The organism is Paractinoplanes toevensis (assembly GCF_018332695.1).
In the GTDB taxonomy this organism is placed as follows: Bacteria; Actinomycetota; Actinomycetes; order Mycobacteriales; family Micromonosporaceae; genus Actinoplanes; species Actinoplanes toevensis.
Genome location: NZ_BOQN01000003.1, coordinates 120800 through 141615, shown reverse-complemented (window position 1 = coordinate 141615; position 20816 = coordinate 120800). Strand labels below are relative to the sequence as shown.

Below are 20816 nucleotides of genomic sequence, written 5' to 3'. Positions count from 1 at the left end.
GGGGCAGCTTTCCGCCGAGCCGACCCCCACCATCGGCCCACTCCTGCGGTGCGTACCGAAGGAGTGCCGCATGTCCTGGCTGGCCTGTGTCACCTGCGCCGCCGTCGGCCTGATCGCCCCGTCCGCCGCGACGACGCCGGCCGCCTGCACCGGCACCGCGCCGATCGTCTGCCACTACGACGTCGCCCCGGGCAACTACGACATCACCGCGACGATCGGCGCCGGCACCGGTCTCGCCGTCGAGGCCCGCCGCCGGATCTTCACCCCGGGCGAGGCCGGCACCCGCAGCGCGACGGTGAACGTGCGCGAACCCGAGGGCCAGCCCACCGGCCAGGGCGGCACCGGCACCCCGGGGCTCACCCTCAGCTTCGACGGCACCGCCCCGAGCGTGACCCGGGTGACCGTCCGACCGGCGAAGAAGGCCCGCGTCGTCTACCTCGCCGGGGACTCCACGGTCTGCGACCAGCCGGTCAGCCCGTACACCGGATGGGGTCAGATGATCACCGCGTCGGTGCCGCGCGGGGTGGTGGTCGCGAACTACGCCGATTCCGGGGAGAGCGCGGGCAGCTTCCTCGCCGACCCCGCCCTGTTCCCCACCATGCAGCCGCTGATCGCGCCCGGCGACGTCGTGCTCATCCAGTTCGGGCACAACGACAAGACCACGACCGCGGAGGACTACCGGGCCAACCTCACGGCGCTGCTCAACGGCGTACGGGAAAAGCACGGGTTTCCGATTTTGGTGACGCCGACCGTCCGGCGGCTGTTCGCCGGGACGGAACTGAATCCCACCGCCCTGCACATCAACTCGCTCGGTGTGGACCTGCCGGCCGAGATGCGCGCGGTCGCCGCCACCGAGGGCGTGCCGCTCATCGACCTCACCGCCAAGAGCGAAGCGCTGGTCGAAAGCCTGGGGCCGGCCGAGTCGAGCCGGCTCTACCTGACCCTGGCCACCGACGGGGTCAACGACAACACCCACTTCTCCGAGTACGGCGCCACGCGGATGGCCGAGCTCGTGATCGACAGCCTGAGGTGACCATGAGAACTCGTATCTTCGCCGCCGTCGCGCTCCTGGCCGGTGCCGCCGGAATCGTTGCCGTAGCCGGTAACGCCTCGGCGGCGAGCACCTACTACGTCTCGCCGAGCGGCAGCGACAGCGCCGCCGGCACCCTGTCGGCGCCGTTCCGGTCGATCGCGAAGGCGCAGAGCACGGCCGCGTCCGGCGACACGGTCTACTTCCGGGCCGGGACCTACAGCTACACCACCGCGACCACCAGCTGTTCCTCGCAGACCGCGGTGGTCGACGCGATCACCCTGAACAAGAGCGGCATCGTGTACGCCAACTACCCGGCCGAGAAGGTGCAGTTCAACTTCTCCGGGATGACCGGCGTCAACTGCCGGATCAAGGGCTTCGACGTCACCGGCAGCTCGATCACCCTGCGCGGCTTCGAGATCGTCGGGGTGCGGCAGAACAACAGCGCCAACCACGAGTCGTGGGGTGTCTGGATCTCCGGCAGCAGCAACACGTTCGAGAAGCTCAACACGCACAACAACATGGGCCCGGGGCTGTTCATCGCGAACGGCAGCAACAACCTGGTGCTCAACTCGGATTCGCACGACAACTACGACCCGTACAGCTCGTCGGGCGCGGGCACCAACGCGGACGGGTTCGGCGCGCACGTGCCGGCCGGCAAGCCGGGCAACGTCTTCCGCGGCTGCCGGGCCTGGTGGAACACCGACGACGGCTTCGACCTGATCAACGCGTACTCGTCGGTGACCATCGAGAACTCGTGGGCCTGGCGCAACGGTTACCTGCCGCAGACCACCACGGCGGCGCAGGACGGCAACGGCTTCAAGGCCGGCGGCTACGGCGGGGTGTACGTCTCCGGCGGCGTCAAGCACACCGTGCGGCAGTCGGTGGCGTTCCTCAACCGGGCCGCCGGTTTCTACGCCAACCACCACACGGTGGCCAGCGACTTCATCAACAACACCAGCTACAGCAACGGCACCGACTACAACATGCTGGGGATCAACTCCAGCGGCGCGGCGGTCGGCCTCGGAAACCTCCGGAACAACATCGCGTACGGCGGGACGCTGACCGCCAACATGAGCGGCACGAGCGTGTCGAACAACTCCTGGAACCTGAGCGTCACCATGTCGAACGCCCAGTTCCAGAGCGTGTCCACGACCGGCTGGGAGACCTCCCGCCAGTCCGACGGCAGCCTGCCCGCCCTGGCCTCGCTGCACCTGGCCGCCGGCAGCACCCTGATCGACAAGGGCGTGAACGTCGGCCTGCCCTACCACGGCTCGGCCCCCGACCTGGGCGCCTTCGAAACCCCCTGATCGACGGCCGGTCCGGCGGCGGCCCGCTCTGCCACCGGACCGGCCCGATCCACCAGCGGCGCCAGGCCGTCGAGCAGGCGCTGCAAGCCGAACTCCAGCAGTACGTCGAGGCCGAACTCGTCGCCGGTGGCGGCGAACCGGGCCATCATCGGGAGTTTGCCGGTGGCCAGCACGGCCGCGAAGCGCTGCTGCTGGGTCTCGAACCAGTCGTGGTCGGTCATCCCGGTCTCCTGCTCGGCCTGCGCCTCCTCCTCGAGGCCGACCGCCGTGCCACGGACGTAGTTGGCGACCGTCACCGCGGCCCGGAACTGGAGCCGGGGGTCGATGTCGCCGAGGGCCCGCATCGCCCACTCGGTGTGGGCCATGGCGTTCGGCGCGAGCAGCGGCCGGGTGAACGACACCGCCTGGGCGAGCCAGATGTGCCGCCGGTACATCGACCACTGGAGCCGGGCGAGCGCCTCGAGGCAGGCTCGCCACCCGGCCCGGGCCGGGGACAGCGATGGGGGCGGGTTGGCGCCCATCACCGCGTCCATCATCAGCAGTACCAGTTCCTCCTTGTCCGCCACGTGCCGGTAGAGCGACATCGTCGGCATGCCCAGCTCGGCGGCCAGCCGGCGCATCGACAGTCCGGTCAGCCCTTCGGCGTCGGCGACGGTGATGGCGGTCCGCACGATGTGGTCGCGGTCGGGCGCGCTCCGCGGCAGGCCGGCCACCACGGTGCCGACGCCGGGGGTGGCGCGCACCAGTCCGCGGTCGCGCAGCTCGGTGATGACCCTGGTGGCGGTCGCCATGGCCACCCCGTAGTGCTCGACGATCTGCCGGGTGGACATCACCCGGTCGCCCGGCGCGAGCTCGCCGGAGGTGATGCGCTCGGCGATCTCGGTGGCGATGCGGCGGAAGACCGGTTCATCCATCGCACTAGTGCACCACACCATAGTGCACTAGCCGAAGAGGGGTGCTAGCACTACTCCACGCCGGACTAGTGCACTCGTACGGTGTACCCATGACTGACGCGGTTCGACTGGAGTCACTACACAGGACGTACGACGGGACCGTGACCGCCCTCAACGGCGTCACGGCCGGCTTCCGCACCGGGAGCTTCACCGCGGTGATGGGCCCCTCCGGCTCCGGCAAGAGCACCCTGCTCCACTGTGCCGCCGGGCTCGACCGGCCCACGTCCGGCCGGGTGTTCATCGACGGCACCGAACTCACCGCCACCACGGACACCGCGATGACGAAGTTCCGGCGACGCCGGGTCGGCTTCGTCTTCCAGGACTACAACCTGCTGCCGTCGCTGACCGTCGAGCAGAACGTCGTCCTGCCGCTGCGGCTGGCCGGCCGCCGGGCCGACCGCGCCCGCTGCCGCACCGTCCTCACCCAACTCGGCCTCGGCGACCGCCGGGACGACCGGCCCGAGAAGCTCTCCGGCGGTCAGCGCCAGCGGGTCGCGGTGGCCCGGGCCCTGCTCACCGAGCCGGCCGTCATCTTCGCCGACGAACCGACCGGCGCCCTCGACCTGCGCTCGGCCCGCGAGGTGCTCACGCTGCTGCGGGCGGTCGTGCACGACCACGGCCGTACGGTCGTGATGGTCACGCACGATCCGGCCGCCGCGTCGTACGCCGACTCGGTCCTGTTCCTGGCCGACGGCCGGCTGGCCGGCGCGCTCAGCGCGCCCACCCCCGACGCCGTCGCCGAACGTCTCGCCCACCTGGGTGAGGTGGCCGCATGATCGCCGTGGCCCTGCGTAATCTGCGACACCGCCCCGGCGGTTTCGTCGCCACCTTCCTCACCGCCCTGCTGGGCGCGGCGCTGCTGATGGCGTTCGCGTCGCTGATCGACACCGCGGCCGGTGCCGACACCGGCAGCGCCGACTCGCTCACCACCACGGCCGCCGTCGGCGGCGGCTGGTGCCTGGTCATCGTGGCGTTCGCGGTCACGTCCACGCTGAGCCTGGCCGTCCGGCAGCGCGCCGAGCAGACCGCCCTGCTGCGCCGGATCGGCGCCACCGGCCCGCAGCTGCGCCGGATGATCGTCGGGGAGGCCGCGGCCGTCGCCCTGCTCGCCTCGGCGGTAGCGGTGCCGATCGGGCTGGTCCTCGGCCGCGTCCTGGTGGAGTTGATGAAGAACACCGGGCAGGTCGCCGCGCCGGTGCCGGCCGCGTTCGGGCCGATCGCCCTCGGCACCGGCTTCGGGGTCACCCTGCTGGGCTCGATCGCCGCGGGCATCGCCACCGCCCGCCGGACCTCGGCCCCACCGGGCGGCAAACCGGCCCGCCCACTGGCCCGGCGGCTCGGCGCGGCCCTGTTCCTGCTGGCCGGCCTGAACTGCGCGATCCTGACCGCCACGCTGATGGACGGCAAGGGCATCGACGCGATGCAGACGGCGGGCCAGGCCGGCATCTGGGCGTCGCTGGGGCTGGCCCTGCTCGCGCCGGAGCTGCTGCGCCTGGTCACGGCGGTGCTGGGCGCGCCGGTCCGCGCGTTCGGCGGTGCGCCCGGCGAGCTGGCCGTGCTCGGCGTCCGCTCACGCACCCGGCAGCTGGCCGGCGCGGTGATGCCGGTGCTGCTGTTCACCGGCATCGCGACCGGCACGGTCTACATGCAGTTCATCGAGAACCGCGCGTCGCGGGGCCAGATCGAGCCGGGCTACGCCCGGGACATCAAGACCCTGAACTTCGTGGTGATCGGCATGATCACGCTCTTCGTCGCGGTCATGCTGGTCAACACGCTGATCGCGGCCACCGCGGCCCGGCGCCGCGAGTTCACCCAGCAGCGCCTGGCCGGCGCCACCCGCGGCCAGCTCACCGCCATGGTCGCCCTGGAGGGCCTGCTCATCACGATCACCGGCGCGCTCGGCGGGACCCTGGCCTCGCTGTTCACCATCATCCCGTTCGGCTCGGCCCGGGTGGATCGCCTCTGGCCGCAGGCAAACCCTTGGGCGTACGCCGTAATAGTCGCGGTCGCCGTGGCGCTGACCGCGGCCGCGACGGTGGGCGCCACCCGCCGTACGGTCCGCGGCCCCGCAATCGCCGGGGCGGCCTGACGGGAGCGTTCGGATGCTGGACGCGCGCGGCCCGGCCGGGCCGCGCGCAGCACCCGGATCAGGCCTTCAGCCAGGCCAGCAGGTCGGCGTTGATGGTCTCGGCGTGCGTCGTGGGCATGCCGTGCGGGAAACCGGCGTACGTCTTCAGCGTGCCCTTCTGCAGCAGCGCCGCGGACAGCGGGGCCGAGTCGGCGTACGGCACGACCTGGTCGTCGTCGCCGTGCATGACCAGCACCGGCACCGTGATCTTCTTGAGGTCCTCGGTGAAGTCGGTCTGCGAGAACGCGACGACGCCGTCGTAGTGGGCCTTCGCGCCGCCCATCATGCCCTGGCGCCACCAGTTCTGGATGATCGCCTCGACCGGCTCGACACCCGGCCGGTTGAAGTTGTAGAACGCCGTCGACGGCAGGTCCCGGTAGAAGCCGGACCGGTTGGTGGCCACCTGGGTCTGGATGTCGTCGAAGACCTTCTTCGGCAGCCCGCCCGGGTTGGCCTCGGACTGCACCATGAGCGGCGGGACGGCGCTGATCAGCACGCCCCGGGCCACCCGGCTCTCGCCGTGCCGGGCGATGTAGTGGGCCACCTCGCCGCCGCCGGTGGAGTGGCCGACGTGGATCGCGTCGTGCAGGTCCAGGTGCGCGGTGAGCGCGGCCAGGTCGTCGGCGTAGTGGTCCATGTCATGGCCGTCGCTGACCTGGGTGGACCGGCCGTGACCGCGCCGGTCATGGGCGATGACCCGGTAGCCGTTGGCCAGGAAGAACATCAACTGGGCGTCCCAGTCGTCGGACGAGAGCGGCCATCCGTGGCTGAAAACGATCGGCTGACCGGTTCCCCAGTCCTTGTAGAAGATCTCGACGCCGTCGTTCGTGGTGATGTAGCTCATGCGTTACCTCCGATGGTTTTGCTCGCTCGGCCAGTTAAACAGTTTTGTGACATCGCGGAGCCACACCGAGGATGAACGTCACAAGACGCGGAGTTGCCAGGAAACCCGCAGTTTGACGTAGGAGGCAGGGAACGACGTACCGTCCGGCCCGGGCCATCGCCCAGCATCCGGACGGCCGCTACCGGGCCGGCGGACGTCTCCTACGAGCCCGATCAACCCAGCGAAGCCGTCTTCGTACTCACCGTCCGCAGAGTTCACCCCGTGGACCCGGTTGGCATCATCTGAAAACTATCTGCACGGCTGGTGCGTGATCCCACCGTCACGATCAAGATGTCCCGATGCCCGGACGTCATCGGCACCTTCAGCGCACCGGCCTCGTCGTCACCGCCGCGGCCCTCTCCCTCGCCGTGGTCACCGGCGGCTCGTGGGCCGGCTACCACGAGTTCGCCGGCAAGGACTGCGCCGACACCGTGACGATCAAGGTGGCCGCCGCCACCGAGATCGCGCCGGCCGTGCGGACGGTGGCCGACGCGTGGTCCGCCCGGGAAGGCACCTGCGTGACGGTCACCGTGACCGCCGCCGACCCGGCCACCACGGCCGCCGCGGTCGGCGGCCGGCACGGCGTCAACCTGGAAGGCGTCGGCGCCAAGGAGCAGCAGACCGCGGCCGACGCGGACGCCTGGATCCCCGACTCCAGCACGTGGCTGCTGCGCATCGCCTCCGAGGCACCCGGCTTCCAGCCGGCCGTGCTCGGCTCGATCGCGGAGAGCCCGATCGTGCTGGCCGTGCCCCAGCCGTCGGCCGCCGGCTTCGGCTGGCCGGCCACCGCCCCGAAGATGACCGACCTGGCCAAGAAGGTCGCCACCGACAAGACCCTGCGGGCCGGCACGGTCGACCCGGCCCGCGACGCGACCGGCCTGGGCGGCCTGCTCGCCTTCGCTGCCGCGGCCGGCACCGGCACGGCCGGCGGCGCCCTGCGGGTCGGGGTGATGCGCGCTCTGTCGGCCAACAGCTCCAGCATCCGCGGCGACATGCTGCAGAAGTTCGGCACGACCGTCGGCATCGCCCCGCTGTCCGAGGCGGACGTCATCGCCTACAACGCCGGCCGCCCCGACACCGAGCTGGCCGCGCTCTATCCCAACCCGGCGTCGGTGGTGCTGGACTACCCGTTCGCGGTGATGCCCGGCGTAGACCCGCAGAAGGCGGCGGCCGCGACCGCCCTGCGCCAGGTGCTGTCCTCCAGCGCCTCCACCACTTTCCCCGCCGAGTTGGCGAAGGCCGGACTCCGCGGCCCCGACGGCGCCGCGGCGGCCGGCTTCCTCAAGCCCGAGGGCGCACCGACGACCGTGCCGCCCCCGCCGGCCACGAAGAACGCCGGCACCACCATCAGCCAGCTGCTCGGCAGCTGGACGGCGATCACCCAGCCCGGCCGCATGCTGGCCGTCTTCGACGTCTCCGGCTCGATGAAGGCGAAGGTGCCGACGGCCGGCGGCCTGACCAGAGCCCAGGTCACCCAGGGCGTGGCAAGGCAGGGTCTGGCCCTGCTGGACGACCGCTGGTCGGTAGGAAACTGGACGTTCTCCACCAACATGTCCGGCACCCGCCCCTGGGTGGAGAACCTCCCGATCCTCTCCTGCGCCGGCCACCGCACCGAAATGGACCAGGCGATCAACAAAATCGTCCCCAAGGACGGCGGCGACACCGGCCTCTACGACACGGCGCTGGCCGCCTACCAGCGAGTCCAGGAGGGCTGGCAGCCAGGCGTGTCCAACTCGGTGGTCATCTACACCGACGGCGACAACGACAACCCCGGCGGCCTGACCATCGACGAGACAGTCACCAAGCTGACGAAGATCCGCGACCCCCGCCGCCCGATCCGCCTGATCATCATCGGCATGGGCACAGCCATCCACCGCGAACGCCTGGAGGCCATCACCAGGGCAGCCGGCTCCGGCGGCGTCTACATAGCCACCGACCCAGCCAAGATCGGCGAAATCTTCCTGGAGGCGATAGCCAGCCGAAAAGGCGCATAACCCTTTCCGTACGCAACCCGGACGGCCCCGTGCCACTCGGTTTCGCTGAGCGGCACTCACCCTCCGCGCGCCGCCGCCGGGCGGGCCCGGCGTGGCTTCCGGCCGCCACCTGGCCGTCGGCTGCTGATCAGCTGGGTGGCGGGGTGGGAACGACCCTGGCGGCGAGGAACTTCGGGGCCATCTCGCAGTAGCTGTCGGTGATCAGCTCGGTTATCTCGGTCCAGTCGGTGTGGTCGCCCAGGATCACCGCGGCCACGTTGCTGCCCCACGGCGCGCGGAAGAACGGGAAGCCGGCGACCGTCACGCCGAGCAGGTCCTCGGCGGGCACCCGGAACGTCATCACCACCGGTGGCTCGCCGTCGATCACGTGCTGGGCGTAGACCGGGAAGCGTTCCGGGTCGGGTGTGTAGACGTGGGCCACGGTCCGGGCGCGGATCCGCCAGCGGATGCCGATCCAGGCCGGTTCCTCGTACGCCTCGGGCAGCCGCCGGCAGATGGGCCGCAGCCGGTCCAGGATCTCCGGTGGCACGTCTCCGGGTTCGGACACAGCCCGACCCTAGCGGTCGGCCGCTGCGGCGGCTCGCCGGGGCGAAGTTAAGATCGGGCCGATGACTGACTCGATCCGGCCACTGCGGTGGTACGCCGGCCTGGCCGTGGTGTTCTTCGGCCTGATCCCGGCGACGATGGTGACCCTGCTGGTGATCCGTGGTGACACCCCGGCGAAGGTCGGTTTCCTGCTCGTGGGTGGCATTCCGCTGGTGCTGGCCGCCGTCGTCTTCGCGGTGCGGGGCATCGTCGGCGCCGACCCGGAGGTCGCCGACCGGCGGCTCCGGCTGAGCATGGCCCTGACGGCGGGCGCCGACGTGCTGCTGCTCGGTGGCAACGCCCTGATCCGGATGGCGACCGAGTAGAGAGTCAGGACGCCACTTCGGTGATGACCTGGTCGACCGGCAGGCGCGGGGTCCTGGCCGGGCGGGCGCCGTCGGCCTCGTCGAGGTTGCCGAGCCGCACGACCAGGTAGGGCGCGCCCAGGTCGCCGATGATGCGGCGCAGTTCGAGGCGGGTGTAGCCGACCTCGATCGGGCTGCTCAGCGGCAACAGGCCGGCGCCGTGTGCGGTCGCGGCCAGCCACAGCGCGTCGAGGGCCTCCCCGGCACGCAGCCATTCGTCCCGTTCGTCGCCGGTGCCGTAGAGGACCGCGTAGGTGGCGGCGGTGTCGTGTCCCTCGCCCGGCGGGAGGGTGCCGGCCTGGCCGAAGTCGCGCTCGGCGACCGTGGTCGGCGGCAGGCCGGCGGGCAGGTTGGCGGCGGGGATGCCGGTGCCGTCGGTGCGCTCGCCGCCGACCCATTCGGCGGTCTCCTGCTGGAGGCGCTCGTCGGAGGTCTCGGTCCGCTCGGCCCGCTCGACGATCACCGCGAGGTCGATGACCTGGTCGCGGGTGATCACGTGCAGCCGGGTGCCCTCCTGCTCGGTGGCGGCGACCAGGTCGTCGAGCACCTTCGGGTCCAGCGGGGTGTCACCGACCGTACGCCGATCGGTGTGCCGGGCCTTGAGCTGTTCGAACCGCTCGACCGCGGCGGGCTCGGGCTCGCCGTGCTCGGTCGGGTGGAGCACCGCGAGCGGGTCGCCGGCGGGCCGGTCGACGCGGGTCTGCCAGCCGGCCGCGGCCAGGGCGAGCCGGGCGTGGTGCAGGGCGGCGCCGCAGCTGAGCAGCAGCATGTGGCCGTCCGGGTCCTGGACGGTGAGCTGGCGGTCGGTTACCGCGTGCAGCTCGAGCCGGTCCGGGTGAACGGTCCATTTCCAGGGCTGGGTGTTGTGGATCGAGGGGGCGTACCGGGCGGCGTCCGCGGCTTGCCGTAGGGCCGGGCGGCGGTCGTTCTCGGCGGTCATGAGGATCCTCTCCTGCTCAGTACGCGCACCTTTCCGATTCAACCAGGCCCACGGCGGCCCCCGCACACGTTCGGCCGCATTGACCGGCGTGGCTACCGTCGAGGTGTGAACACGGGCCTCGCCGTCAACATCGCGGCCGTCATCATCTCGCTGTCGGCGATCCTGGTCTCGAGCCTGTTCGCCCGGCACCAGCTGCGCCTGATGCGCCGGTCGGACGACACCGTCGTGGCGATCGAGCTGCTCACCCGGGAGTGCCGCACGGAGGAGTTCCTGAACAGCGAGGACTACATCGTCCACCGCCTGCCGAAGCAACCGCCGGCGGAGGGCATCAGCGGGCTGCCGCCGGAGGGCCGGCGGCACATCAGCCGGGTCGGCCTGTACTACACCAGCCTCGGCGCGCTGATCGTCACCGGCAGCCTCCAGGAGACGATGGTGGTCAGCCTGATGCCGACCCGGGCGCGGCGGGTGTGGTTCGCGCTGGAGCCCTACATCGTGAAGGAGCGGGAGCTCCGGTCGCCGACCTACCTGTCCTTCTTCGAGCATCTGGTGTGCCTGATCGCCGAGGCCGACCTCGACGAGATCCACCGCAACCTCCGGCTCCGCAAGATCGGCACCAGGTCGGCCCAGTTCAGGCAGGAGTACCTGAGCCGCGCGCCCGGGGCGCGGCCGCCGGCGCCGACGCAACCGGCCTGATCAGAACTCCACCGGCGGCGCGTTGTGCGGGGTGATCACCTGCACGGCGGACGGATTGGTGCGCACCGGCCCGGGCAGCACGCCCTGCGCCTGCATGATGGCGTGGCAGGCACGGCGCAGGTCGGTGCGCAGGTCGTGGTGCAGCACCACGGACAGCTTCCGTTCCCGCAGCAGCGCGGTGTTCTCGCCGTCCAGGTCGTGCGCGACGAACACGTCGTAGGACCGGTGCTGCGTGGCGAACGCGGCGACGACCGCCGCGTTGCCGCCGGCCCCCGCGTACAGCGAGTAGATCGCCCGCACCGGCCCGTGGCCGGCCAGCACCTCGCGGATGCCGGCCCCGACCGCGTCGGCCCGGTCCTCGGCGTCGACCACCTCCAGCACCCGGCGGGCCACTCCCCCGGCCAGTTCGGCACGAAAACCGGCCTCCCGCTCGTCCTCGCCGCGGAACGAGCCGTGCCCGCGCACGACGAGCACGTCGCCGGGCCGGTCGCCCAGCCAGTGCTGGATCAGGTAGGCGGCGGTGGCACCGGCCGCCCGGTTGTCGATGCCGACGTAGGTGACGCGGGGGCTGCCCGGCAGGTCGGTCACCAGGGTGACCAGCGGCGCGGTCAGCCGGCGGGTGGCCGCGACCACCTCCGGGACGTCCGGCGCCTTCAGGATCACGCCGTGCGAGCGGGTGCGGCCGATCCGGTCGAGCACGGCCTCCACATCGGCGGCCGACGGCGAATCGAGCAGGTGGAACCGGGCCCGGAACACCGCCGGGCGCAGGCCGGGCAGCTCGGCCTCGAGGGCGGCGCGGATCGCCGCGGAGAACCGCGGCGGCGCCTGCACGACCACATCGACCATGAACGTACGGCCACCGAGGCGCACCTGGGTTCGCTGCCGGTCGAGCTCCGCGATGGCCAGGCGAACCTCCTGGGCGGTGCTCTCCCGCACCCCGCCACGGCCGTTCAGCACCCGGTCCACAGTGGCTTCACTGAGCCCGGCCTGCGCGGCGATCTCCCGGATCCGGAATGAGTGCTTCACCCCGTACACCATGATGGGGTTTTGAGGGTTTCTCAAGGCTCTTCGATGCCTCGATGCGACCTAGCGTGACGGCATGACAACCTGGTTCACCGCCGCGGACTGCGACCTGGAGGATTTCCGGACAGTCTGCGAACAGAAGACGGAAATCGCCGACTACCCGCATGCCGACGACGTCGTGGACGGCGTGCTGATCTACCCCGGGAACCTGCCGAACACCCGGGAGATCCAGTCCGAACTCGCCCGGGCCCTGATGGACGGCCCCGGCATCGTGGTCTTCCGCGGGGCGTTCGCGGCCGACGTGGTCGACCGGGCCACGGCCGTGTTCACCGACATGATCGCCGAGCAGCGGGCCGCCGGCGTGACCGGCGGCGACCACTTCGCGAAGCCCGGCGCCAACGACCGGGTGTGGGGCGCGCTGGACAAGTTCGCGCTGCGTGACCCGGCCGCGTTCGCCGCCTACTACGACAACGACACCCTGGCGCTGATCTGCCAGGCCTGGCTGGGCACCGGCTACCAGGTGACCTCGCAGGTCAACGTGGTCAATCCGGGCGGCGTCGCGCAGGTCGCCCACCGTGACTACCACCTCGGGTTCATGTCCCAGGAGCAGGCGCTGCGCTACCCCGCGCACATCCACGCGCTGTCCCCGCTGCTGACCCTGCAGGGCGCGGTCGCGCACGTCGACATGCCGCTGGAGACCGGACCGACGCTGTACCTGCCGCACTCGCAGAAGTACCCGGCCGGCTACGTCGCCTACCACCGCCCCGAGTTCACCGAGTACTTCGAGGCCCACCGCGTGCAGCTGCCACTGTCCAAGGGCGACGCCGCCTTCTTCAACCCGGCCGTGTTCCACGGCGCCGGCACGAACCACTCGACGGACGTACGCCGGATGGCCAACCTCCTGCAGGTGTCGTCGGCCTTCGGCCGAGCGATGGAGAAGGTCGACCGGGCCGCGATGGTGCGGGCGCTGTATCCGGTGCTGCGCACCTACCAGGGCTCGGTGGAGAACGTCATCGCGGCCACCGCGGAAGGGTACGCCTTCCCCGCCGACCTGGACCACGACCAGCCGATCGACGGCCTCGCGCCGCCCACCCAGGCCGAACTCCTCCGGAAGTCCCTGGCCGCCTAGAAGGCGGCCACCGCCGGCCCGGCGCCGATCGTGGCCGGCACGATCCGGGTGACCCGGCCCGCCTCCGGGTCGACCCGGGACACCCCGCCGTCGAGGACCCACACGCTGCCGCTGCCCGCGAGCAGGTGGAAGGCGGGATCGTCCGGATCGGCCGCCACGACCGGCAACCGGGCCCGCACCGCCCCGGTCGCCCCGTCGATCCGGACGACCTCGGAGGCGACCTCGTCGGCGACCCAGAGGTCACCGAACGCCAGCACCGACGGAAGGTCCTGGGAGACATCCGAGACCCGTACGGTGAGCCCGTCGCCGAGCCGGACCACGCTGCCGCAGTTACCGATCGCCCAGCCGCCGGCCAGCGAGAGCGCCAGCTCGTCGTGCCGCAGCCGGGTCTGTCCGGCGACCGCCCCGGTCACCGGGTCGAGGCGGTGGACGACCGGCGAGTTGACGCCGGCGGCGTAGAGCCCGCCGGCGGCGTACGAGAGTTCGGCAACGTTCTGCGGAAGCCCGAGCTCGACGACGCTCGATGGCGCGACCGGGTCGATCCGCAGCAGCCGTCGGCCGGCGGCCAGCCACAGCCGGCGCTCGGTGGCGGCCGCCGCCGAGGGTTCGAAGCCGTCCGGCAGCGGAGTTCTGCTGACCCTGCCGGCCACCGTGACCCGCCACAGCCGGCCGGGCTGGGCGATCCACAGCGCCCCGTGCGCGTACTGCAGCAGGTTGTCCACCGCCGGGGTCACCGGTTCCACCGTGGCCCGCGCGACCACGGCCCCGCTCCCCGGATCGATCAGCGCGACGGCACCGGTATCAAACCGGTAGACCCACAGCCGCCCGCCCGCGGCGACGAGCGCGGGCGGCATGCGCGGCTCGACCCCGGCCACGGTGGCCGTAGCGATGGTCTCCCCGGTGCGCCCGTCGACCCTGCGCACGGCACCGCTCCCGTCGGCGACCCAGAGCCCACCCGCCACACCGGGCCCACCGGCAGCCGCTCCGCCACTGACCGGCGTGACGTCCCCACCCGGGCAGTCACCACTGCGAAACGCCGGCCCACAGCCGTCGAGCAGACCGACCACCAGCACGAGCACCGCAGCCACACCGGTCCAACGCCTCACGGGTCAGGGACGCTACACCGACCGTTCGCGACCCGCCGCCCCACTCAGAACTGTGGGTCTCCCGGCTCGACGATGGCGTAGATCGGGCGGGACCTCACCGACGTCAGGAACGGATCGTCGGCGGATCGCCAGCTCGCGACGGAGACGCGGTGGATGTTCACCTCTCGGCCGAGGCGGCTCTCCGCGTGGCGGGCCGCCTCGTCCAGATCGTCCTCGTCGGCATCACCCACCACGAGCACGTCGACGTCATGCGGCGGTGGTCCGGGCTCACCGCCGTAGCGGGCGGCCCATGAGCCGTAGATGTAGGACTCTTGCACGCCGGGTATTGCCGGGAGCAGGTCGGCGAGGACGGCTGAGGGGCCGTAGGTCAGTGCCAGAAGTTCCGTGAGGGGCCGGGCGAGCGGGCCGGTGAGGTCGGCTCGCAGCAACCGCAGGTTGCCGCGGCGTTCCGCGCGAATGAGACCCGCCTCGGTGAGGCGATCCGCTTCGCGACTGACGGTCGACTGGGACACTCCGAATCGGCGAGCCAGCTCGGTGACCGAAGCGCTCTCCTCAGGGTGCAGGTAGATCCAGGCCAGCAGCTCGCCGAGCAACGGCGAGCGCAGCAACGGAAGAAGCTGGGACCGAGATTGCACGTTCTGCATACTACCTTGCAGAATGTGCAAGGACAGGTCCATGGCAGTAGTCATGGGACTAGCTTGTCATGCGGCTAGGTGAGGCGCCAGGCCGCAGCCGGGTCAGCGGGGTGCGCCCACCAGGGCGAAGGCCGGGCTGGCGCGCACCCACATCAGGAACGGGTCGCGCTCGGGCCAGCGCCACTCCATGCTGGACACCCGGTAGATGTTCACCGGGCGGCCCAGCTGATGTTCCGCGGCATCGGCGGCGCCGGCCAGGTCGCTCTCGTCGACGTCGCCGACCACCAGCACGTCGACCTCCTGCGGCGGCGGGCCGGGCTCACCGGCGTAGCGGGCCGCCCACGACCCGTACAGATAGGCCTCGGCCAGGCCCGGCACCGCCGGAAGCAGGTCCGCCAGCACCGCGATCGGCCCGTAGGTCAGCGCCAGCACCTCGGTCAGCGGCCGCACCAGCGGGTTCGCGGGTTCCGCCCGCAGCAGGCGCAGGTTGCCGCGCCACTCGGAGCGGACCAGCCCGGCCTCGGCGAGCCGGTCGGCCTCCTTGCCGATGGCCGACCGGGAGACCTTGAACCGGCGGGCCAGCTCGGGCAGCGAGTAGTTCATCTCCGGATGCAGGCAGATCCACGCCATCAGTTCCCCCAGCAGCGGCGAGCGCAGCAACGGGAGCAACCGGGACGTGTTCTGCCGCCGGCGCGACAACGACCGGATAGTCATACGACTATGGTCCTGCTTATCCACCGGGAGTGACGGACAGCGGGTGCGCCGCGCATCGACACCAATAAAAGCCACCGATTCTGCAACAAATCTGCAAATGGAATTCATTGACGCCACATATTGACGGTGGCAGATTTTAAATGGGAGGGCTGCCCGAAAAGGATCACCGGCTGAGCGCCGGATGAGGGGGTGCCGGCGCCGGCTCCGACCGGCACCCCCACCGGCGGGATCAGCCCAGCGAACGAAGGCGGGCGGCGGCCTTCTCGGGTGTCGTGTCGCTGATCCACGAGCCCATCGCCGATTCCACCCCGGCCAGGTACTTCAGTTTCCCGGGCGCCCGCAGAATCGAGAAAACCTGCAGATGCAGGCGGAAAAGGTCGCGGTGGGTGCGACTCGGGGCCTGGAAGACCCCCGAGATGTACGGCGTTTCGCGCACCCCCGGGAAGTAGCGGTCGAAGCGGCCCAGCACGTCCAGGTAGATCAGTGCCAGATCGTCGCGCTCGGCCGAGTTCAGCGCCGGCAGGTCGGGCACGTCCCGGTGCGGCGCCAGGTGCACCTCGACCGGCCACCGCGAGGCCGCCGGGACGTAGGCGGTCCAGTGCGCCGACTCCACGACGACCCGCGTCCCGGCCCGCCGCTCGGCGTCGAGGATGTCCCGGAACAGGTTCCCGCCGGTGTGCCCGGACGCCATCTCGATCATCCGGGCGGCTTTCGGCGGCACGAACGGGAACGCGTAGATCTGCCCGTGCGGATGCGGCAGCGTCACCCCGATCTCGCGGCCGCGGTTCTCGAACGGGAAGACGTACTCGACGTCGTCACGCGAGCCGAGGTCGGCGGTCCGGTCGGCCCAGGCTTCGATCACGGTCCGGGCCCGGTGCGGGCTCAGGCTGCCGAACGACCCCTTCGGGGCCGAGGAGAAGCAGACCACTTCGGTACGCCCGGCAGCCGGCCGCACCGGCCACAGTGAACTTCCGTCCACGAGTTCCGGATCGCCCGACACCCGGGGCGAGAACGACGGGAACCGGTTCTCGAACACCACCACGTCGTAGGAGGCTTCCGCGATCTCGGTGGGGAAGCCGCCCGGCGTGGTGGGCGCGAGCGGATCCTGGTCGGCCGCGGGCAGGAAGGTCCGGTCGTTGCGGTGCGCGGCGATCGCGATCCACTCCCCGGTGAGCGGGTCGTAGCGCATCTCCGGCCCGGGCGCGTCCGCGGCGGCCGGCAGCGGCCGCCGGTCGACGGCGTCGCGAGCCCCGTACGGCTCGGTGTCGTCGAAGTAGATGATCTCCCGCCCGTCGGCCATCGACCGCGACGTGCGCCGAACCCGGTGCGGCTCCCGCCAGACCGTCCGCCCCTCGACCGCGAGCGAGTCGATCGCGAGAAGCTGCCCGTCCGCGGCGGCCAGGCGGTCCCCGGCATCCTCGGGCAGCGAGATCGTCGACCCGACCGCCAGCGGCAGCAGGTGCAGCGTGACCTCGGAACCGTCCCGGACTCCCGCGTCGCGCAGGCTGACGATCCACTCCGAGCCGTCCCAGAACCGGTCGGTGGCCACCCGCCCGTCGACCCGCAGTTGCCCGACGTCCCCGGCCCAGCGGATCCGCAGGTAGCCGTCGGCCCCCGGCTCCGCGACCCAGGCCGGCAGCACCACCCGGTAGACGGCCGCAAGCTCCTCGAACACCGCCGGCGAGGGCGCCGACTGCCGCCCGTCGAACTTCTCGTAACCCACCGGAACGGCCCCACCGGCCTGCCGCACAAGCTCCGCACCGACAGTCCCGGCCCCGCCCCCCGAAAAACGTAAGTCGCCCTTACGTTCGTCCAACGAACGTTCGTCGCCCTTACGTTCGTCGCCCTTACGTTCGTGAGACGAACGTTCGTCGTCCTTACGTTCGGCGGACGAACGTTCGTCGCTCTTACGTTCGGAGAACGAACGCTCGGAGAACGAACGCTCGGTGGCCGACGCGCTCTCCAGCGGGAGATCGGCGAACGCCCGGCCGGCCGGGTCGTACATGCGGACGCCCGGCCCGGTGGATTCGATCCGCCCGTCGGGGCCCCAGGTCAACTCGGCCGCAGACAGCAGCAAGCGACGGGCCGGTCCGGCCTCGCAGACCCACACCTCGGCGGCGACGGCGGCGGGCAGGACCAGGAGGTCCAGCTCGCCGCCGTCATGCCGGAGCCGGACCGGCGACAGGCCCGGCTCAACGGTGGCGGGGGAACCGCCGACCGAGTAGGTGACCTCGATACCGGCCTCGGCGACCAGCACGAGCGTTGCTACCGCGCCCGGCAGCACGGTAAGCGCGGACGCGGTGGCCCAGTCGAGCCGCACGCCACCGAGAGTGAGCGCCAGCGGCCAGCGAGCCAGGGTGCCGGCCGGAATGTCGATCGGCTCCGAGGGAAGAACGATTTCGGAGCCGGAAAGTTCCACCCGGAACCGGGCACCGCGGTAGAGGTCCAGCGGCACGTGCGGCTGATGCCAGGCGATGAACAGGAAACCGCTCTCGCCGTCGCTGCGCAGCGCCCAGCGCAGCGTGCCGGAGTCCTCGACGCCGCTGGGCCGCACCTCGGGCAGGCTGGACGGCATTTCCGCGAGCGACGACCCGAACGCGGCGAGGAACGCGTGCTGCTGCCGGAGCAGGGCGTGGCTCTCGGCCGGCAGCCCGGCCTCGCCGATCGGCGCGCCGAAGTCGTAGCCGAGCTGTGGCAGGTCGTTCGGATATCCGGTGTCGTGCGACTCCTGCAGACCGCCGGGTGGGTTCGTTCCCCCGGCGTACATGTAATAGCCCTGCCAGGCCGACCCGTTGCCGATCTTGCAATGGGCGATGGCCGCGACGTCGAGGGCGGCCGGCCTCGGCCGGCGATGGTAGGCGGTGGCCATGCCGCCGCCGAGCTCGCAGGTCGCCGGCGGGAAGAGCTCCGACGGCGTACGCGGATGGGCGGTGTCGGCCCGCATCCCCTGCAGTTGCATGCGGCGGACGTCGGCGCCGATGCCGGGGTCGTCCCAGACGTGCGAGAAGAAGTAGTGGTCGCGGAACGTGGGGTCCCAGGCCGCGTCGGAGTCGACCCAGAAGCCGTCGCCGTAACCACCGTAGAGCGGGAGCAGCTCCTCGGCGGGCAGGTCGGCGCCGCCCCAGGCGGTGGCGGTCCACAGCGGCGCGGACATTCCGGCCTCGCGGGCGAGGCGTTTGAGCGTGCGGAGGTGGCCGGGCTGGTCGTACAGCTCGTTCTCGATCTGGATGCCGATCACCGGGCCGTCCGGGCCGCAGCGCCCGTCCAGAGCAGCAGCGATCTGCCCGAACCACTCGCGCACCATCGCCAGGTAGCCGGGGTCGTCGGTGCGGTGCCGCACCGGCGCCTGCTGGACCCAGTCGGGGAAGCCGCCGTTGCGGGTCTCGCCGTGGCACCAGGGGCCGAGCCGCAGGATGACGTCGAGCCCCTCGGCGACGGCGAGGTCGACGAACGCGGCCACGTCGAGGTTGCCGTCGAAGCGCGGCGCGTCCCGGTGTTCGACGTGGTGCAGCCAGAAGACGTAGCTGGCCGCGACGGTGACGCCACCGGCGCGCATCTGCCGCAGGCGCTGCCGCCAGCGGGCGCGCGGGACGCGACTGTAGTGGATCTCCCCGGAGACGGGGATGACCGGGACGCCGTCGCGGGTGAGGTACCGGCTGGTCAGCGAGACCCCGAGGCGCGCGTCCTCGTCATTGCTCATCCGTGGCCGGCGCAGCGGCTCTGACCAGGGATGGTGCCGAACGGCGAGGGGTTCGGTAGGCACGGGTGGCTCCTCTGCGACGAACGGTGTGGCAAACAAAACCGCGCCGGACTGTAACCGGTCACAGGTTCAGGTCTCCGCACGATACAGCGTTTTAACCGGCTGGACGCAAGCACTTGACAATCCCGTAAACGAGCAGCACTGTAACCGGTCACAGGTCCTGTTCGGTGACGCACGTCTCCCCCGGCAGCGACCGCGGCCGCGCCCACCGTGGCCCGCCGATCGAGGAGGATCGATGAAGAAGACATTCGCAGGCGTTCTCGCCGCCGCCCTTTTGATGACCGGTGCCTGCTCCAGCTCCGACGACAGCGACAGTGGCTCCACCGCCACCAAGCCCGGCGAGAAGGTCGAACTGACCTACTGGACCTGGGCGCCGAACATGGACAAGGTCGTCGAGGGCTGGAACACCACCCACCCCGACATCCACGTCACCGTCAACAAGCAGGACGGGGGCGACCCCGCCGTCACCAAGCTGCTCACCGCGATCAAGGCCGGCAGCGGCGCCCCCGACGTGATGCAGGCCGAGTACCAGAAGATGCCCACCCTGGTCTCGGCCAACGCGCTCGCCGACATCAACAAGGAGGCCGGCAGCCTCAAGGCGAAGTTCCCGGAGTCGGCCTGGAACGCCGTCACCCTCGGCGGCGAGGCCCTCTACGGCGTCCCGCAGGACTCCGGCCCGATGATGTTCTACTACCGCACCGACGTCTTCGAGAAGCTCGGCCTCCAGGCCCCGAAGACCTGGGACGACTACGCGGCGGCGGCCCGCAAGATCCACGCCGCGAACAAGAAGCAGTACCTCGGCACGTTCTCGGCCACCGACGCGGGCTGGTTCGCCGGCCTCTCCCAGCAGGCGGGCGCCTCCTGGTGGGGCATCAACGGGGACACCTGGTCGGTCGCGATCAACGACGCCGCCACCCAGAAGGTCGCCACCTACTGGGGCGGCCTGGTGCAGGAGGGCGTCATCGACAACAAGCCGATGTACACCCCGGAGTGGAACGCGGCCCTCAACGACGGCACCCAGGTCGGCTGGACCAGCTCGGTGTGGGGTCCCGGCGTCCTCGAGGGCAACGCGGCGAGCACCAAGGGCAAGTGGAAGGCCGCTCTGCTCCCGCAGTGGGACGCGGCGTCACCGGCCAACGGCAACTGGGGCGGCTCGGCCACCAGCGTCACCACCCAGAGCAAGCACAAGGAGCAGGCCGCGCAGTTCATCGCCTGGCTCAACACCGACCCGGCCGGCATCAAGGCCCTGGCCGGCACGGCCAACGTCTACCCGGCCAGCGTCGACTCGGGCGCCGCGCTGACCGCGCCCCCGGCGTTCCTGTCGAACCAGAGCGACTTCTACACGGTCGCGGCCGAGGCCGCCAAGATCACCAAGCCGTTCACGTACGGGCCGAACGTCAACGTGGCCTACTCCGCCTACAACGACGCCTTCGGCAAGGCGGCCGCCTCGAAGAAGGCCGCCGACTTCCCGGCCGCGCTGACCACGATGCAGCAGACCACGGTCGACGACATGAAGAACACCGGCTTCAAGGTCGCCGGCTGATCCACCCCTGATGCGGCGCGGCGAG

18 protein-coding genes are annotated in these 20816 nt (G+C 71.2%); 9 read left to right on the top strand and 9 right to left on the bottom strand.

Annotation, left to right across the window (positions count from 1 at the left end; all coding sequences use genetic code 11):
* Positions 1–70 precede the first annotated feature (70 nt).
* Together Ato02nite_RS01690 and Ato02nite_RS01685 are read left to right on the top strand one after the other, a co-directional pair.
* A complete protein-coding gene (locus Ato02nite_RS01690) occupies positions 71–1033 on the top strand; it encodes a rhamnogalacturonan acetylesterase (RefSeq protein ID WP_213004520.1) in 963 nt (320 codons plus the stop codon).
* 2 nt (positions 1034–1035) lie between these two features.
* Positions 1036–2340: a right-handed parallel beta-helix repeat-containing protein gene (locus Ato02nite_RS01685; protein WP_213004519.1), complete on the top strand. Its 1305-nt coding sequence runs from the start codon at positions 1036–1038 to the stop codon at positions 2338–2340.
* Here Ato02nite_RS01685 and Ato02nite_RS01680 read toward each other — a convergent pair.
* Positions 2295–3254 (bottom strand): TetR/AcrR family transcriptional regulator C-terminal domain-containing protein, encoded by a 960-nt coding sequence (locus Ato02nite_RS01680; protein WP_213004518.1) that lies wholly within the window; start codon positions 3252–3254, stop codon positions 2295–2297. The genes Ato02nite_RS01685 and Ato02nite_RS01680 overlap by 46 nt on opposite strands.
* Positions 3255–3343: 89 nt before the next feature.
* Here Ato02nite_RS01680 and Ato02nite_RS01675 point away from each other — a divergent pair, with 89 nt between their 5' ends.
* Together Ato02nite_RS01675 and Ato02nite_RS01670 are read left to right on the top strand one after the other, a co-directional pair.
* The gene (locus Ato02nite_RS01675) at positions 3344–4069 is read left to right on the top strand and encodes an ABC transporter ATP-binding protein (protein WP_213004517.1); all 726 of its coding nucleotides are present in this window, start codon (positions 3344–3346) and stop codon (positions 4067–4069) included.
* Positions 4066–5382: an FtsX-like permease family protein gene (locus tag Ato02nite_RS01670; protein ID WP_213004516.1), complete on the top strand. Its 1317-nt coding sequence runs from the start codon at positions 4066–4068 to the stop codon at positions 5380–5382. The genes Ato02nite_RS01675 and Ato02nite_RS01670 overlap by 4 nt, the downstream gene beginning before the upstream one ends.
* 58 nt (positions 5383–5440) lie before the next feature.
* Here the strand turns inward: Ato02nite_RS01670 and Ato02nite_RS01665 are convergent, their stop codons facing one another.
* A complete protein-coding gene (locus Ato02nite_RS01665; protein WP_213004515.1) occupies positions 5441–6265 on the bottom strand; it encodes an alpha/beta fold hydrolase in 825 nt (274 codons plus the stop codon).
* 338 nt (positions 6266–6603) lie between these two features.
* Between Ato02nite_RS01665 and Ato02nite_RS01660 the strand changes: the two genes are divergently transcribed.
* On the top strand, positions 6604–8298 hold the full coding sequence (locus Ato02nite_RS01660; RefSeq protein ID WP_213004514.1) for a substrate-binding domain-containing protein: 1695 nt from the start codon (positions 6604–6606) through the stop codon (positions 8296–8298).
* A 127-nt stretch (positions 8299–8425) separates the two neighbouring features.
* Here the strand turns inward: Ato02nite_RS01660 and Ato02nite_RS01655 are convergent, their stop codons facing one another.
* A complete protein-coding gene (locus tag Ato02nite_RS01655; RefSeq protein WP_213004513.1) occupies positions 8426–8845 on the bottom strand; it encodes an MmcQ/YjbR family DNA-binding protein in 420 nt (139 codons plus the stop codon).
* Between the two features lie 61 nt (positions 8846–8906).
* Here Ato02nite_RS01655 and Ato02nite_RS01650 point away from each other — a divergent pair, with 61 nt between their 5' ends.
* Complete coding sequence (locus Ato02nite_RS01650) at positions 8907–9209, top strand: hypothetical protein (protein WP_213004512.1); 303 nt, start codon at positions 8907–8909, stop codon at positions 9207–9209.
* A gap of 4 nt (positions 9210–9213) precedes the next feature.
* On the opposite strand, the gene Ato02nite_RS01645 is transcribed toward Ato02nite_RS01650, so the two are convergent.
* On the bottom strand, positions 9214–10188 hold the full coding sequence (locus Ato02nite_RS01645) for an Acg family FMN-binding oxidoreductase (protein ID WP_213004511.1): 975 nt from the start codon (positions 10186–10188) through the stop codon (positions 9214–9216).
* A gap of 105 nt (positions 10189–10293) precedes the next feature.
* Between Ato02nite_RS01645 and Ato02nite_RS01640 the strand changes: the two genes are divergently transcribed.
* On the top strand, positions 10294–10881 hold the full coding sequence (locus tag Ato02nite_RS01640) for a DUF4760 domain-containing protein (protein WP_213004510.1): 588 nt from the start codon (positions 10294–10296) through the stop codon (positions 10879–10881).
* Here Ato02nite_RS01640 and Ato02nite_RS01635 read toward each other — a convergent pair whose 3' ends face one another.
* Positions 10882–11907: a LacI family DNA-binding transcriptional regulator gene (locus tag Ato02nite_RS01635; protein ID WP_246605966.1), complete on the bottom strand. Its 1026-nt coding sequence runs from the start codon at positions 11905–11907 to the stop codon at positions 10882–10884.
* A 73-nt stretch (positions 11908–11980) separates the two neighbouring features.
* Here Ato02nite_RS01635 and Ato02nite_RS01630 point away from each other — a divergent pair, with 73 nt between their 5' ends.
* On the top strand, positions 11981–13033 hold the full coding sequence (locus tag Ato02nite_RS01630) for a phytanoyl-CoA dioxygenase family protein (RefSeq protein WP_213004509.1): 1053 nt from the start codon (positions 11981–11983) through the stop codon (positions 13031–13033).
* Here the strand turns inward: Ato02nite_RS01630 and Ato02nite_RS01625 are convergent.
* The 4 genes from Ato02nite_RS01625 to galT all read right to left on the bottom strand — a co-directional run bounded on the left by Ato02nite_RS01625 (position 13030) and on the right by galT (position 19251).
* Positions 13030–14139 carry an NHL repeat-containing protein gene (locus tag Ato02nite_RS01625; protein ID WP_213004508.1) on the bottom strand — a complete coding sequence of 370 codons (1110 nt, stop codon included), beginning with the start codon at positions 14137–14139 and terminating at the stop codon, positions 13030–13032. The two genes, Ato02nite_RS01630 and Ato02nite_RS01625, sit on opposite strands and share 4 nt — an antisense overlap.
* A 44-nt stretch (positions 14140–14183) precedes the next feature.
* A complete protein-coding gene (locus tag Ato02nite_RS01620) occupies positions 14184–14774 on the bottom strand; it encodes a winged helix-turn-helix domain-containing protein (RefSeq protein WP_213004507.1) in 591 nt (196 codons plus the stop codon).
* A 102-nt stretch (positions 14775–14876) separates the two neighbouring features.
* Positions 14877–15488 (bottom strand): winged helix-turn-helix domain-containing protein, encoded by a 612-nt coding sequence (locus Ato02nite_RS01615; protein ID WP_213004506.1) that lies wholly within the window; start codon positions 15486–15488, stop codon positions 14877–14879.
* 229 nt (positions 15489–15717) lie between these two features.
* On the bottom strand, positions 15718–19251 hold the full coding sequence (galT, locus tag Ato02nite_RS52800; RefSeq protein ID WP_307853575.1) for a galactose-1-phosphate uridylyltransferase: 3534 nt from the start codon (positions 19249–19251) through the stop codon (positions 15718–15720).
* Between the two features lie 232 nt (positions 19252–19483).
* On the opposite strand from galT, the gene Ato02nite_RS01600 reads away from it, so the two are divergent.
* Positions 19484–20791 carry an ABC transporter substrate-binding protein gene (locus tag Ato02nite_RS01600; protein ID WP_213004505.1) on the top strand — a complete coding sequence of 436 codons (1308 nt, stop codon included), beginning with the start codon at positions 19484–19486 and terminating at the stop codon, positions 20789–20791.
* The last annotated feature ends 25 nt before the right edge of the window (positions 20792–20816 follow it).

Bases quoted from the DNA above. Each gene is read 5' to 3' on its own strand.
- Ato02nite_RS01690 (WP_213004520.1), top strand. From the start codon at position 71: ATGTCCTGGCTGGCCTGTGTCACCTGCGCCGCCGTCGGCCTGATCGCC.
- Ato02nite_RS01650 (WP_213004512.1), top strand. From the start codon at position 8,907: ATGACTGACTCGATCCGGCCACTGCGGTGGTACGCCGGCCTGGCCGTG.
- Ato02nite_RS01615 (WP_213004506.1), bottom strand. From the start codon at position 15,488: ATGACTATCCGGTCGTTGTCGCGCCGGCGGCAGAACACGTCCCGGTTG.
- Ato02nite_RS01680 (WP_213004518.1), bottom strand. From the start codon at position 3,254: ATGGATGAACCGGTCTTCCGCCGCATCGCCACCGAGATCGCCGAGCGC.
- Ato02nite_RS01630 (WP_213004509.1), top strand. From the start codon at position 11,981: ATGACAACCTGGTTCACCGCCGCGGACTGCGACCTGGAGGATTTCCGG.
- Ato02nite_RS01670 (WP_213004516.1), top strand. From the start codon at position 4,066: ATGATCGCCGTGGCCCTGCGTAATCTGCGACACCGCCCCGGCGGTTTC.
- Ato02nite_RS01660 (WP_213004514.1), top strand. From the start codon at position 6,604: ATGCCCGGACGTCATCGGCACCTTCAGCGCACCGGCCTCGTCGTCACC.
- Ato02nite_RS01675 (WP_213004517.1), top strand. From the start codon at position 3,344: ATGACTGACGCGGTTCGACTGGAGTCACTACACAGGACGTACGACGGG.
- Ato02nite_RS01665 (WP_213004515.1), bottom strand. From the start codon at position 6,265: ATGAGCTACATCACCACGAACGACGGCGTCGAGATCTTCTACAAGGAC.
- Ato02nite_RS01685 (WP_213004519.1), top strand. From the start codon at position 1,036: ATGAGAACTCGTATCTTCGCCGCCGTCGCGCTCCTGGCCGGTGCCGCC.
- Ato02nite_RS01645 (WP_213004511.1), bottom strand. From the start codon at position 10,188: ATGACCGCCGAGAACGACCGCCGCCCGGCCCTACGGCAAGCCGCGGAC.
- Ato02nite_RS01600 (WP_213004505.1), top strand. From the start codon at position 19,484: ATGAAGAAGACATTCGCAGGCGTTCTCGCCGCCGCCCTTTTGATGACC.